Source organism: Ideonella sp. A 288 (assembly GCF_002198735.1).
GTDB lineage: Bacteria > Pseudomonadota > Gammaproteobacteria > Burkholderiales > Burkholderiaceae_C > Pseudaquabacterium.
The window spans coordinates 1-13,084 of sequence record NZ_MWLO01000055.1; the positions used below are offsets into that span (position 1 = coordinate 1).

General features: G+C 68.5%; 16 protein-coding genes and 2 pseudogenes. 2 read left to right on the top strand and 16 right to left on the bottom strand.

The features are described 5' to 3' along the window. Positions 1–52: 52 nt before the first annotated feature. The 10 genes from EOINJALH_RS02955 to EOINJALH_RS03000 all read right to left on the bottom strand — a co-directional run bounded on the left by EOINJALH_RS02955 (position 53) and on the right by EOINJALH_RS03000 (position 6,420). Entirely contained in the window at positions 53–448 is a 396-nt protein-coding gene (locus EOINJALH_RS02955) for a VOC family protein (protein WP_088278823.1), read from the bottom strand. Then, on the bottom strand, positions 382–1,590 hold the full coding sequence (locus EOINJALH_RS02960) for a hypothetical protein (protein ID WP_144289830.1): 1,209 nt from the start codon (positions 1,588–1,590) through the stop codon (positions 382–384). The genes EOINJALH_RS02955 and EOINJALH_RS02960 overlap by 67 nt, the downstream gene beginning before the upstream one ends. Positions 1,591–1,675: 85 nt before the next feature. Beyond that, the gene (locus tag EOINJALH_RS02965; RefSeq protein WP_088278825.1) at positions 1,676–2,035 is read right to left on the bottom strand and encodes a hypothetical protein; all 360 of its coding nucleotides are present in this window, start codon (positions 2,033–2,035) and stop codon (positions 1,676–1,678) included. A 145-nt stretch (positions 2,036–2,180) separates the two neighbouring features. Then, the gene (locus EOINJALH_RS02970; RefSeq protein ID WP_088278826.1) at positions 2,181–2,639 is read right to left on the bottom strand and encodes an SRPBCC domain-containing protein; all 459 of its coding nucleotides are present in this window, start codon (positions 2,637–2,639) and stop codon (positions 2,181–2,183) included. A 230-nt stretch (positions 2,640–2,869) separates the two neighbouring features. After that, positions 2,870–3,295, bottom strand: coding sequence for a dual specificity protein phosphatase family protein (locus EOINJALH_RS02975; RefSeq protein ID WP_144289831.1), 426 nt, complete (start codon positions 3,293–3,295; stop codon positions 2,870–2,872). A gap of 184 nt (positions 3,296–3,479) precedes the next feature. Continuing rightward, positions 3,480–3,845 (bottom strand): glutathione S-transferase C-terminal domain-containing protein, encoded by a 366-nt coding sequence (locus EOINJALH_RS02980; protein ID WP_144289832.1) that lies wholly within the window; start codon positions 3,843–3,845, stop codon positions 3,480–3,482. 61 nt (positions 3,846–3,906) lie between these two features. Beyond that, positions 3,907–4,284 (bottom strand): VOC family protein, encoded by a 378-nt coding sequence (locus tag EOINJALH_RS02985; RefSeq protein ID WP_088278829.1) that lies wholly within the window; start codon positions 4,282–4,284, stop codon positions 3,907–3,909. A 238-nt stretch (positions 4,285–4,522) separates the two neighbouring features. Beyond that, the gene (locus tag EOINJALH_RS02990; RefSeq protein ID WP_088278830.1) at positions 4,523–4,927 is read right to left on the bottom strand and encodes a GFA family protein; all 405 of its coding nucleotides are present in this window, start codon (positions 4,925–4,927) and stop codon (positions 4,523–4,525) included. A gap of 164 nt (positions 4,928–5,091) precedes the next feature. Beyond that, positions 5,092–5,631, bottom strand: a complete 540-nt coding sequence (locus EOINJALH_RS02995) for a hypothetical protein (protein ID WP_144289833.1) — start codon at positions 5,629–5,631, stop codon at positions 5,092–5,094. 159 nt (positions 5,632–5,790) lie between these two features. Beyond that, on the bottom strand, positions 5,791–6,420 hold the full coding sequence (locus EOINJALH_RS03000) for a GNAT family N-acetyltransferase (protein WP_088278832.1): 630 nt from the start codon (positions 6,418–6,420) through the stop codon (positions 5,791–5,793). A 142-nt stretch (positions 6,421–6,562) separates the two neighbouring features. Between EOINJALH_RS03000 and EOINJALH_RS03005 the strand changes: the two genes are divergently transcribed. Together EOINJALH_RS03005 and EOINJALH_RS03010 are read left to right on the top strand one after the other, a co-directional pair. Beyond that, positions 6,563–7,498, top strand: a complete 936-nt coding sequence (locus tag EOINJALH_RS03005; protein WP_088278833.1) for an IS1595 family transposase — start codon at positions 6,563–6,565, stop codon at positions 7,496–7,498. Between the two features lie 365 nt (positions 7,499–7,863). Continuing rightward, a pseudogene (locus EOINJALH_RS03010) lies at positions 7,864–7,977 on the top strand (transposase); the annotation flags it as partial. Here EOINJALH_RS03010 and EOINJALH_RS03015 read toward each other — a convergent pair. The 6 genes and pseudogenes from EOINJALH_RS03015 to EOINJALH_RS03040 form a co-directional block, all read right to left on the bottom strand. Next, positions 7,970–8,314 (bottom strand): nuclear transport factor 2 family protein, encoded by a 345-nt coding sequence (locus tag EOINJALH_RS03015; RefSeq protein ID WP_088278834.1) that lies wholly within the window; start codon positions 8,312–8,314, stop codon positions 7,970–7,972. The pseudogene EOINJALH_RS03010 and the gene EOINJALH_RS03015 overlap by 8 nt on opposite strands. 35 nt (positions 8,315–8,349) lie before the next feature. Next, entirely contained in the window at positions 8,350–9,108 is a 759-nt protein-coding gene (locus EOINJALH_RS03020) for a carboxylesterase (RefSeq protein WP_088278835.1), read from the bottom strand. 40 nt (positions 9,109–9,148) lie between these two features. Continuing rightward, entirely contained in the window at positions 9,149–9,622 is a 474-nt protein-coding gene (locus EOINJALH_RS03025) for a pyridoxamine 5'-phosphate oxidase family protein (protein WP_088278836.1), read from the bottom strand. Positions 9,623–9,657: 35 nt separating this feature from the next. Further along, on the bottom strand, positions 9,658–9,882 hold the full coding sequence (locus EOINJALH_RS03030) for a zinc ribbon domain-containing protein (protein WP_088278837.1): 225 nt from the start codon (positions 9,880–9,882) through the stop codon (positions 9,658–9,660). A gap of 32 nt (positions 9,883–9,914) precedes the next feature. Next, on the bottom strand, positions 9,915–10,922 hold the full coding sequence (locus EOINJALH_RS03035; protein ID WP_088278838.1) for an alpha/beta hydrolase: 1,008 nt from the start codon (positions 10,920–10,922) through the stop codon (positions 9,915–9,917). An 18-nt stretch (positions 10,923–10,940) separates the two neighbouring features. Beyond that, positions 10,941–13,084 (bottom strand): annotated as a pseudogene (locus EOINJALH_RS03040) (PD40 domain-containing protein); the annotation flags it as partial.

Consider the following 13,084-nt stretch of genomic DNA (forward strand, 5'->3'; position numbering starts at 1 on the left):
TGGGCAGGGGCGGGGCCATGAGCCTAGCGCAGACGGCCGGTGTCGGCAAAGCTCAGCCCTGGGGGCGATGGCAGGCCACGCAGAGCTTGTTGCCATCCGGATCGCGGAAGTAGGCGCCGTAGTAGTCGGGGTGGTACCCGGGCCTCAGGCCCGGCGGGCCCTCGCAGGCGCCGCCGTGGGCCAGTGCCACCGCATGCGCGCGGTCCACGGTGGCCCTGTCCTTCGCGAGGAAGGCCGTCATCTGGCCGTTGCCGGGCTGATGCGCCTTCCCGTCGAAGGGCTTGCCGATGACGAAGAGGGGCCGCGGATCGGGGCTGGACTGCCAGCCCGCCCAGGGCCGCTGGCCGTCGCAGAAACGCGGCTCGATGCCGAGCGCCTGCATCAGCGGCGTGTAGAAGGCGAGCGCGCGCTCGAAGTGGTTGGTGCCGACGAAGATGTGAGAGAACACGACAGGCTCGCTTGGGCTGGGGGTTGGGTGAGGCCCGGCGGGCGGGCGGGCGACGACAGCGCGAGGCCCGGCCCCAGCCGGCCGTGGGCCAGGCTGAAGGCCCCGCGCTCGGGCTGGCCTTGCCAGCACTGCGGGCGGGGCGACCAGTCGTCGGATGCGTCGAAGCCGAAAAGCGCGCAGACGGTCTTGCCCAGGTCGACGCCAAAGGCCTGCTCGGCCGCCGCGCGCCCGGCATCCTCGACCGCCGCGCCGTGCACGAAGGCCTTGAAGTGGAGCCAGTCTGCGGCGAACTGCTCGGTCAGGATGCGGGCCAGGTCGTACGACAGCAGGTTGCCTTCATCGGCACGGAGGAAGGACCTGCCTTCCCAGAACTCCTGGATTCGATCGGCCGTCCAGAAGTGCTGGTGCATCCAGTGGAGTTGCTGCGGCGTGTGCTGTGGCGCGCCCGGCGGGCACAGCCGGCGTTCCGTGTTGACCGCCAGCCCCTCGTTCAACCAGGCCGGGATGGCGAGATGCGCCACGCAGGCGTGTGTCATCTCGTGCGCGATCACGGGCTCGATCGCGTGCAACTCTGCCGCGAAGGTGGCGAAGTGGCCGCAGCCGAAGTGGATGTGCATGCCCCCGCTGAAGGCAAACTCGCCGTCGTCCGGGTAGTAGCGAGACACGTAGCGGTAGTACGTTTCGGGGTCATCGAACACCAGCAGGATGTCGCTGCCCCACTGCGGCGCCCTGGCGACGCCTTCGAGCACCTTCTCGATGCGCGCCAGGGTCTTGGTCATGAACTGGACGGTGGCGGCCGCCACCCTGGGCTCCAGGCTCGACAGGAGCAGGGCGTGCTGGTGCCGTGCCACGTGGACCTGCGGGCCGAGCGCCGCCTGCAGGTGCGCCAGCCAGGCCAGTTCGGCCCTGGCCCACGCCTCGGCCTGCGCCGCCGGGTCTGGCAGGGAGCCGACCCAGGCGCGCACCTCGGTCCAGTCGGGCACCGGCAGGCCCTGCACCACCTGAAGCGTCGCGGCGAAATCGAACGGCTCGGCCCCAGGCAGCACCAGGGTGGCCAGTGGGTCGACCTGGAACACCGCGTCTGCGGCGGCCGCCTCGGGCTTCGACCTTCCGGGGATTAGCTTCAGCAGACTGTCGAACATGGCCGGCATGGAGGAAGGTGGGTTCGTGACACCTGGCGTTGGACATGCGCGTGCCACCCCGCGGGACGCGCGGCCCGCGTTCGGGCTACACGAAGCCTTGCGCCTTGTAGCTGGCGAAGCCCGCCTTTGCAAGTGACGCCAGCTCTTTGAACAGCGACTCGTCGACCTCGGAAAAGTTGAAGCACGACTTGCCCTGCATGCGCGCTTTGAGGCTCGGCGACAGCCCTTGGAGCAGTTCGGGCTTCATGTAGACGGGCATCAGGTGAAAGCTCACGAAGGACTTCCTGAGCTGGACCGCGCCGAAGAACAACGGCTTCTTGTTCTTCTGGAGGTGCAGGGTGTCCACATACAGCTCCGACGGGTCGTCCTTCTTCACATCGAGCTGGGCGGCGTACGGCGCCATGATGGCCCTGAGCTCGGTGAAGACTGCGGTCAGGTCGGGCATGCGGGGCCTTCCTTGGCTGGGATCACCTTGCACGTTTGTTGAGCGTTCTCGGAGCCGGCGCGGCCAATCGGGCATGAACGGCAGGCACTCGAGGGAAGAGTTCCAACAGCCCCTATCAAACACATCGCCTGACACTCGGGGGAAGTCATTGCGGAGACGCGGCACCCGTCGCCCTGTCGACCTCAGCCGCGAGACGCTCGAGATTCTGCTCATTCGCCGACGCCACGAACTCTGCGATGCGCTGGTAGTGTTCTGCGGTGTCGAAGGTCTGCTGCCACCGGACCTCGGTGCCCCCATCCACTGGCACCAGTTCGATCGTGAGAAAGAAGTGATGCCCGTTGAGGTGCTCGATCTCGAAGATCTGGTCGGCCACGATGCGCGTGAAGCGGCTCTCGTTCGGGTAGTGCTTGCCATCAGGGCCGTGCATCGTCAGCAGCCATTGTCCGCCGGGCGTGAACTCGAATTGGTGGATGGTGTTGGTGAACCCGTCGGGCCCCCACCATCGGGCCACGCGGTCGGGATCGCTCATGGCGGAGAACACCGCAGGTGGGCTGGCCTCCAGCCATTTACGCCTCGAATCTGAGCGACTCTCGATCGGTTCCATGGTGCGACCTCGGGGGTTGGTGGCGCCTGATGCGACCTTGCGTTCGGCGTGAGATGCGGACGACGGCGCAATGCCGGGCCGGACAGGCGCAAGATACACCACAGCGCCCTGACAATCGAGCCAACTCGCCACCTGCCGCGGGCGGCCTGCCCGGGCTGGCGACAACGAACCCGTGCCGCCAGCCAGCCTGGGTGGCGGCCCAGCCGCTGGTCGTCGATTTGAGCGGGTGGTCAAACCTCTTGGGCCACCCCAAGGGCCTGTGAGACCAACGCGTAGACGTGCTTGTTGTACTCCCGGTAGTCCTTCGGGAAGGCGGCCCCCATCTTCGCGGCGACAGCCTTGGCGACCGCTGCGGAGCGCGAGATGCCATGCTTGCAGTGCACGACGACACGGGTACAACCTGACCCGAGCATGGAGACGAACTGCGCGACCTCGGTCGCCTGACCCAATGACATTGGCGTCAGGTCGAGGTTCTGGCCCGGAAAGGTGACGGGGTCGACGTCGTCGAAGCGCACCCGGAGCACCGCGGCCCAACCCACTCGCATGCGTGCCTCTGGTGTGCGGTGGTCGGTGATCGAGACCAGCACGGCGGTGTCAGGCGGGCGCATGCGCTCTGCCTGTTTCTGGCTGACGAAGATCACCCGAGGCGCTGGCATCGCGGCCCTCCTTGTGGTTCGCGAACCGCAACGCCATGGGCCCGAGGCGGTGTCATCGGCATTGGTGCGCCTGTCGCAGATTCAACCGGGAGACGGATGGACGTCAAGCCCGCGCGGCGCATGATGAACCAAGGCTTCGCGCGGGCCTGGTGGCCAGCCGTTGGCGCTGCGATTGAACGACCCGTCAAACGGCACTTGGGAGTTTGGCACGAAGATCGACCAGCCACTCGCCTGCAGCCCGCGCCTCTTGCTCATGCGCCTCGTCGCGCCACACCTCGCGCAGGGCGGCGTCGTACCAGTCGGTCATGTGCGGGAGCGAGAGCATTCGACCCACGTAGGCGCTCGACTCTGGCGACAGGCTGGGCGAGTAGGACTGGACTCGGAAGGCCAATGGCGCGAAGAACGCGTCCACGGCGGTGAAGTGCCGCCCGGCGAGGAAAGGGCCTTCAGAGGTGCGCAGGCCTTCTCGCCACAACTCGTCGATCCTTGACCACTCACGTTCAAGCGCTGGAGTGGATTCGTTCAGGCGAACCCGCAATCCGCAGTTCATGGTGCAGACATTGCGGATGGTCCTTCATGCTGCCTGACGTTGGCGCTCCGCATGAGCGGGATCAGGCCTCGCGTTCATGGCACACCGCTTCGATGTTGTGTCCATCCGGATCGATGACGAAGGCTGCGAAGTAGCCCGCGTGGTACTGCGGCCGGAGGCCCGGTGGACCGTTGTCCTTTCCGCCAGCCTGCAGCGCAGCACGATAAAAGGCCTCGACTTGCGCGCGTGTCGAGGCGACGAACGCCAGGTGCAGGTGCGCAGGCTTCTCGTGGGTGTGGAAGAGACAGAGCGAAACCTCCCCGCCCTGGGCATGGAGCTCGATGCCGTAGGACGGCGCTCCTTCTGCCCCCGCGACCACGCCGAGCGGCGCGAGTGCCTTGAGATAGAACGCCTTGCTGGCCTCATAGTCGCGGACACCGAACTTGACGTGGTCGAACATCTGATCTCCATGGGTGGGTACCCTGCACGTGCTGACGACAGCGACAGCTTGGGGCACTGCATGTTCACAACGCGCGAAGGACGGGTGCGGGTGGCCTGCCGTTGGCGCCCGCTTGGGCGAAGCGGATGATGGCCTGAACCGGCGCGCGGGCCAAGCGGCTTGCCGACGGCGGTCCGCCGGACCGAAGGGTCAGGCCACACTCGCGCCTCGCGTTGACCCTCAGGAGTGAGGGACTCTGTCACTCGGCCACTGGTTGTTCTCTTCCATCACCGTCGTCGCCATCGCGCTCGTGAAGCCTGGTACCGGGGAACGGTGGTAACCATGACTCGCGACGCACCGTCCAGAGTTCGTAGGTGGGCATGAACTGATCAGGGGCGTCCAGCGCACCCAGATGAACTTCGAGTTCGTCGCCACTGCCAGAGAAGACCGATGAGCCGCAGGTTGGGCAGAAGCAGCGACCGGCATAGCAGGCCGTGGCGCCGACGACGGACACGGCCTCTCGAGGGAAGATGGCAGATGCGTGAAAGAGAGCCCCGTGGTGCTTTCGGCAGTCCAGGCAGTGACAAACCCCGACGCGATTCGGACTTCCGCTGACCCGAAAGCGGACACTGCCACAGAGACAGCCACCTTCCACAGTGCTCACGATGCCTTCCTTTCCAACGTGGTTGCTCCGGTCCGCCCAACGTTCGAACTACCCAGTCAACGACGGCAGGTGGCCCAGGCCCGGGCTCTGATGAGGCACGACCTGCCACAGGCCGGGCCCTGGTTGCCCGCCATTGGGGCCTCGGTTGAACGAGTGGCCAGGCGTCAGTGTGCGCGTCGCCACGCTGTTGCCAGGCTCCATACGGGACCGAAGAAGAACCAAAGCACGATGCAGCCAAAGGCGTGCTTGTGCCATGCCAACAGAGGCAGCGTGGTTTCGCTGTTACCGACGAACTGGACGAGTGCCTCGACCAGGACCATCGTGATCAGACAGGCCACGATGCACCGTCCCCATAGCTTGAGGTCGTAGATGACGAGCTCCCACCCGCGGGAGGGAGCATTCGTGGGCGCCGGACCGGCCGCGAACCTGTGGGCAAAGTGCGCGTCGGCCCACTTCACGGCCATGCCTCCAAACGCGACGGTGAAGCCGATGTAGGCAGCGGCCAGCCCATGCGCGAACGTGGCTGTCGTGCCCCGACGCAAGTCTGTTGCCGTGAAGAACAAGAGCAGAAGGTCTATCAGCGGAAGGCAGAGGAGGAGTGCGCGGCTCAGCTGCTCCTTCCGGAGAAGGTAACGGACAGCGAGGGCCAGCAGCAGCATGACCCAGAAGCCAACCTCGCACGCGACGATGAGCGCGTAGAGCAAGTAGGTTTCTCTCGGCATGAGTGGGGGGTGGCTTCCGTCGCCTAGCGTTCGTGATACGAGGTAACCGGCAGCAGGGCGCCAGGCCCGCGCTGTGGAGAATGTAGCGCGCCACAGACTGGGCCAGGTGGCTTGCCGTTTGCGCTCCGGCTGAGCGAATCGTCAGGCCTCAGCTGCGAGCAGGACCCAGTAGCGGCAAAGCGGCTCGTTCCAGTAGGTTGAGAACACTGTTGACTCAAGCTGCCCTCCGGCATGCTCGATGATCCTCCGGGAACCATGGTTGGCTTCTCCAGCGCATAGAAGCGCGCGCTTGATCCCGCGAGCACGGGCTTCCGCAAGGGCTGCCTGCATGGCGCAGTGGCCAAGGCCTTTGCGTCGGGCAGACGGACGCACGTCGTAGCCGATGTGCCCAGCCTCGGCGGCGAGGAAGGCCGTGTTGATGTGGTGACGTACGCGCACCACGCCGAGTACCTGACGATTCTGTACAAGCCACCGATGCGAGCACGGGACCCAACCGGCAGGAAGCTTGTGGCCAAACTCTTGATTCTTCAGGTCTTGGACGTATGCAGCGAATCCGTCCTTGGCTGCGAGGTAGATCGAGGCATTCGTTGGCTCTACCGCCTCGTACTCTCGGACCATGTCGAGGAACGACATCTCGTACTGGAGTGTCGGGGCAACTACGGCAGGCAACATCTGGTTCTGCGGCATAACGTTCAAGGTGATAATGCCCACGCGGAAGGGTGGCCACGGTGCCATGCCGTTGGCGCTCCGATTGAACGTGGAGTTAGGCATCTATGGCGTTCGTCTAATTCTCCAGACGCCTCGCTCCGCAAAGATGGTCCTGATTCGCGACATTGCTCAGCCATGCCCGTTGTAGCTCACCATATGAGCCAGCTAGGGTTGATGGTGGAGTCACCAACTTCGGGGGTGATCCATGGCCATGAATCGAATCCAGTTCCAGCGGGGGCTGTCGATGGTGGAGTTCATGTCGCAGTACGGCACGGATGAGCAGTGCGAGGCGGCGGTCATTGCCTCGCGCTGGCCGCGCGGCTTCGTGTGCCCTGAATGTGGCTGCAGCGTGCATAGCTCCTTTGCCCGGGAGGGCCGGCCGTACTGGCAGTGCTCGGCCTGCCGGCACCAATGCAGCGCCACCAGCAGCACGATCTTCGAGTCGAGCAAGCTCGGTCTGTCGCTGTGGTTCCTGGCCATGCACCTGCTGACCCAGGCGAAGAACAATGTCTCGGCGCTCGAACTCAAGCGCCACCTGGGCGTTTGCTACAAGACGGCCTGGCTGCTCAAGCACAAGCTGATGGAGGTCATGCGGCTGCGCGAGGACGGCCGGCAGCTGACCGGTCGGGTGGAGATCGACGACGCTTACCTGGGCGGCGAGCGCTCGGGAGGCAAGGTCGGGCGCGGTTCGGAGAACAAGGTGTCGTTCGTCGCCGCCGTGCAAACGACAGAGACTGGGAAGGCCGTGCTGACGTGCCTGAGCCTGCAGCCCTTCACGAGTGAGGCGATGCTGGCGTTCGCTGCCCGATCGCTCCAGCGTCCCCTGACCGTTGTCTCCGATGGCCTGGCCTGCTTCATCGCCACCGAGCAGGCCGGGGTTCATGAGCGCGTCGTCACCGGCGGTGGCAAGGCAGCGGTGAAGCTGCCGCAGTTCCGCGCCGTCAACACCGTCCTGAGCAACCTCAAGACCGGGCTGTCGGGCACCTACCACGCGTTCAAGTTCGCCAAGTACGCACACCGCTACCTCGGAGAGTTCCAGTACCGATTCAACCGGCGCTTCAACCTGCGCTCGATCCTTCAGCGCCTCGTCATCGCAGCCAGCGCACCCAAGCCGCACTCACTCGGCATTATTCGCGGCTGAGCGATGTCGCGAATCAGGAGCAGGATTGATGCAGCCCAATCAATAGCGCTTATTCGACGCGCCCGCGGTCGTGCACGGAGCGGCACGGTGAGGGCCGCGCCAGATAAGCCTCATTGACCTGAAGCGCAGCGGCGGCCTTCAGTGGGCGGCGTGAGGTTCGATGCCCAGTGCGGGCCAGGTTAGCACTTGGCCATGGGGTCCGAGCATGCGCCGGGAGGCTGCTATTGGCCCGATCGAGATGCTCTTCGGCGCGACGGCAAGTGGGCGGCATATGCCGACTCCGGGTGGCCGGACCACTCCGACTTCTGACACCCGATCGAGCCAGTCTCGGGATCGTGCAGCTCGGCTTCCGCAATGCCGGGCAGTTCGGTGCCTGGCTCGGGCTGGTGCCGCGGCAGAACTCCAACGACGGCAGGACCGTGTTCGGGCGCATCACGCGGCGCGGCGACGACTACCTGCGCACGCTGTTCATCACAGCCTGCCCCAGAAGGTGATGACGCGCGCGATCCGCCCGTCGCTGTCCAGTTCGACCACGTCCCACCACTCCTGCACCACCTCGCCTTGCGGGTTCACCATCGCGATCGTGAAGCGCACCCATCGGCCGTGCCGGTCGAAGGCGATGGTGGCCACGGCGCGACAGCCGGGCTGGTCCCGGTGGAAGCGCGCCGCCTCATCCAGCACCGCCTGATGGCCCTTGAAGCAATAGCCCGGGCCGATGATCTCGGATTGCTCGGTCCAGCACTGCCGCAGCAGGTCGGCGCGCCGGCCCGCGTTGGGCTCTGACCAGACGGCCACATGGGCGCGGACTGGGTCCATAGCCTCCATGGCGGCGCGGCAGACGGCGCCCGCGGCTACCTGCCGGCAATCGACCGGATGAACGCGATGGCCTCGCGGGCGATCAGTTCCTTGTCGTTGTCCAGCGTGGCCACGTGGTACGAGTCGTCGAGCCACAGCAGTTCCACGCGCTTCGAGCCCACGCCACTGGCGATGCGCGGGCCGTTGCTGGGCTGCACCACGTGGTCTTCGCGCGACTGGATCACCAGCGTGGGGCAGGTGACGCGGGGCAGCAGGTCGTGCGTCACCGCGGCCAGCGCATACACCTGCCGGAAGGCCGGCACCGGCACCTCGCGGTAGGCCACCTCGGTGATGCCGGGCTTCTTGATGTCAGACCCGATGCCGGGCACGGTGTCGGGCAGGCCGTGGCCAAAGGCCACGCCGGCCATGTCGGGGTTGCCGATCTGCACCACGGCGTTGATGGGGATGGCGCCCCGGATCACGCCGGCGTGGGTGGCCGCGGTGTACAGCGTCAGCGTGCCGCCCATCGACAGGCCGGTCATGAAGATGGTGGAGCAGCTCTTGCGCAGCGCGGCCAGCGCCTCGTCCACCGAATCGATCCAGTCCTGCGCGGTGGTGCGGGCCATGGCCTGCGGCGTCTGGCCGTGGCCCTTCAGGCGCGGGCCGATCACGGTGTAGCCGGCGCCGTGCAGCTGCTCGCCCAGGTAGCGCATGCTCTGCGTGGTGCCGGTGAACCCATGGCACACCAGCACGCCGATGTCGTTGCCCGCAAAGAAGAAGGGCTCGGCGCCGGGCATCAGGGTCTCGTCGGTCATGGCGTCTCCTCGGGTGGGGTGGCGGGCAACGGGTGGCCGCTCAGTTTTGCAGCCAGGCGGTGAGCTGCTCGCCCCGAAGGCCGTGGGCGCGGCCGAAGCCGGCCACCAGCCGCGCCGACACCGGCTGCAGGGCCACCAGCGAGAAATCACCCAGCTCGAAGGTGACCGCCGCATCCGGAAAGCGCGCCAGGTAGGCCGCGCGGGCGGCGTCGTGGTCGGCGTGGTCGCGCGGCAGCGTCAGCGCGTCGGCCTGCAGCGCCACCCGCGGCAGCGCCTGCGGGGCCACGCCGTCGTGGCCGTCGGCCATCACCAGCAGGCTCACGCGCGGGTGGTCGTGCATGTCGCGGGTGTGGGTGGCCAGCGCGCTGACATGGATGAACAGGCGCAGTTCGCCGGCCGGCAGCACGAAGGGCACCATCGACACCGCGGGCTCGCCGCGGTGCAGCGTGGCCAGCGCGGCCACCGGCCGGGTGTCGAGCAGGCGGCGCAGGGCGCGCGCGTCGTCGGCGTCCACCGCAGGGCTCGGGGGGGGGGGNCGCAGAGCATGCGCTACCTGGGCGAGCAGCTGCCGGGGCCGTTGGGATTGCCGCAACTGCCGCAGGGGCCGGCCATGGCCGGCGCGGCGTCGGGCGCCGACGCCGCGGTGGCAAACACCGACAGCAGCTTTTCCAACTGCACCGAATGGCACTTCGGGCACTCGGGCACGGTGTCCGACCGCACGAGGGCCTCGAACTGGTGGCTGCAGTCCTGGCAGGCGTATTCGAAGATGGGCATGGTGGGGCTCCTGGTGCGAGGGGAATTGTCCCTCAGGTGTCGGCAGTGTGGGCCCCTGACGGGGCCGCGGGCATGCGCACGGGCAAATGCCGGTGCAGGAAGGCGAAGCTGTCGCGCCAGCAGAGGATGGCGTTGTCGCGCCAGAACATGACGTGGAAGGCGTGCGGCTCGCCGGCGTACCAGTGCGCGCTGCAGGGCGTGCCCAGCCGGCGCAGGGCGGCGTCGAGCCGCTGCGAATCGGCCGCCACCGGGTCGGCCAGGCCGGCGGCGACGAACATCGGCGGCAGGCCGGGCGATGCGGCCATCGCCTCGACCACGCACAGCGGGTCGGCCAAGGCCTGCGCTGGGCCGGGCTGGTCTGCCGCCGCGCCCAGGTAGGAGCGCGCCGCGTCGGTGGCCACGCGCGCGGCCAGCGCCGACACGCCGGCCCGCCGGTAGCGCGCCGGCTGGCTGGCCTGCAGAAAGCCGCAGTACAGCAGCGCGGCCACCGGCCGCACGCCGCGCGCATACAGGGGCGCGGCAAAGGGCTCGGGCCGCGGCGTGGCGCAGGCCAGCACCACCGCCAGGGCCAGGTTGGCGCCGGCCGATTCGCCGGCCAGCGCGATGCGCTGCGCATCGCCGCCATGGGCGCCCACGTGGTCGACCGCCCAGGCCCAGGCGGCGCAGGCGTCTTCCACCGCCGCCGGAAACGGGTGCTGCGGCGCCAGTCGGTAGTCCACGTTGCACACCAGGTAGCCGCGCGCGGCGTAGGCGGCGGCCACCGCCCGGTGCGTGCGCTTGGAGCCCACGGCGAAGGCGCCGCCGTGCAGGTACAGGATCACCGGGTGCGGGCCGGGGCCGGCGGGCTGCAGGATGTCGAGCCGCTGCACCTCGCCGCCGTGGTGGGCGTAGGCCAGGTCTTCGATCAGGCGCACGCCCTGCATGCGACGCTGCATCGGCGGCAGCCGGTCGATCAGGCCGGCCGCGGCGTGCAGCCCGGCGTCCAGCACGATGCGCCGGGCCGACTGGCCGGCGGCGATCATGTCGAGCCAGCGGCGCACGGCGGCGGCCTCAGCCGATCACTCGAACCACCACCAGGCGCGGGCCAGGCCGGTCATCTCGACGAACAGCCCGCTGCCGTTGAAGACCGCGCCGGGCCGCGGATCGACGCGCGAATCGTGGCCGAAGCCCACATAGGCCGCGTCGCGCGACAGCACCACGTGGGCCGAGCCGCCGCCGGCCACGCCGATGGGGCGGGTTTCGCCGCTGTCCAGGTTGCGCAGCACCACCTGGCCCGACTGCACGCCCAGGTTGGTGGCGCCCGTGGTGTAGGCCACCCAGCGGCCGTCGTACGACAGGGCCACGCGCTCGCCCTGCCCCACCGGGCTGTCGCCGTTGCCGGCCACGCCGCCCACGCCGGCGCTCACGTGCTGCACCGCGCCGGTGTCCAGGTCGGCCACGAACACGTCCTGCAGCGCGTTGGTGTCGGCCGCGGCCATGTTGCTGGCGGTGGTGGCAAAGGCCACGTAGCGGCCGTTGCCCGAGATGGCCGGCGCCACCACGCGGCTGGTGCTCTCCTGCCCCTGGTTGCGCTCGCCGCCGCTGCCGGTGAAGCTGACTCGGCGCAGCGCGGCGGTGTCCACCTGGTAGACGAAGATGTCCCACAGGCTGTTGATGTCGCCGGGCACCAGCGCCGCCGAGAACGAGTAGAAGGCCAGCCGGTTGCCGTCTTCCGACAGCGCAGGGCGCGAGCCGCCCACGCCCTTGCGCGTGGCATCGGCCGACACCAGGGTGTTGGTGCCGGCGCCCAGGTCGCGCAGCACGACGTTGACGGTGGTGGTGCTGGACACGCCCGGGGTCAGGTTGCTGGCGCCGGTGGTGAAGGCCACGCGGCGGCCGTCGCCCGACAGGGTGGGCTCGAAGCTCTCGCTGTTGGCCTCGACGCCGCCGGGCCCGACGCTGACGCGCTGCGCGCCGAGCTGGCGGTTGTTGGCCGACCAGACGAAGACGTCGCGCACGCCGTTGCCGTCGTTGCCCACCAGGTTGGTGGCATAGCTCTCGAACGCCACGGTCAGACCGTCGGCCGAGATCGCCGGCGCGAAGCTGTCGGCGTTGCCTTCGACGCCGGCGGCGTCGGTGCTGACCATCAGCGTCTCGCCGGTGAGGCGGTCGCGCCAGAAGATCTGGCGGTGCGCGCCCTTCGAGCCGCCCAGGCCCGCATCCGACGACATGAAGGCCACGAAGCGGCCTTCGCCATAGCCGTCGGCCGTGCGGCCCACCGCGCCGGCGGCGCCGCCGATGACCAGCCCGTTGCTGCGGAAGTAGCTGCCGCGGAACTGGTTGTCGGTGCTGCGGCTGACCAGGTCGTCGCGCCATTCGCAGCCCACGCGCAGGGCGCCCAGGGCCACCGGCATGGTGCCGGTGGCGCCCTTGTAGACGAAGCACACCTGGCCCGCGGGCGCCGAGCTCACCGTCACCTGGTAGGCCGTGCCGTCGGGCAGCGCGGTGGCAAAGCCGAAGGGCAGCAGGTTGTAGGCGTCGGCCGAGCCGGCGAAGGCCGGCATGGTGAGGCTGATGTCGGCGCCGCCGTTGAGCTGCAGCGTGACCGTGGTGCCCACCGGCGCGTGCAGCTGCCCGGCCAGCAGGCTCTGGCCCGGCGGGCGGCCGCAGTCCATCGTGACGACGATGTCGCGGAAGCCCACCGTGCCGCTGCGGTTGGTCGACGCGGTGCAGCTGCGCGGGCCGTCGGTCTGCGCCACGGCGTAGGCGCTGCCGCTGCGCAGCGTGCCGGCAAAGGCCACCGCCTCGCCCTTGCGGCCGACGATGGCCGGCACCGCGCCCAGCACGAAGCGGAACTGCTCGCCGGGCCCCACGTCGGACACCAGCATCACGCTGACGGTCTGCGGCTGCGCCTCGGCCAGCACCTGCGCCGCGAAGGCCGCGGTGGTGCCGAAGCCGACGAGCTGGCCGTTGGTGAAGTCGCCCAGGCCGTACACGCCGCCGGCGGTGGTGATGCCCAGGTAGCGCTCGTTGGGGTAGGCGCGCACGGCGTAGTCCACGCCCTGGTAGCTGAGCGGGAAGCTGTCGGGCCGCTGGCGCGCCAGCGTGGTGGTCTGGCTGCGGAACAGCGAGGGGTAGCGGAACTCGGCCCAGTCCATCACCAGGTCGGCGCTGACGGTGTCGGTGGCAAGGGCGGCGACTTCTGGTTCAAGTGGATCGGCGA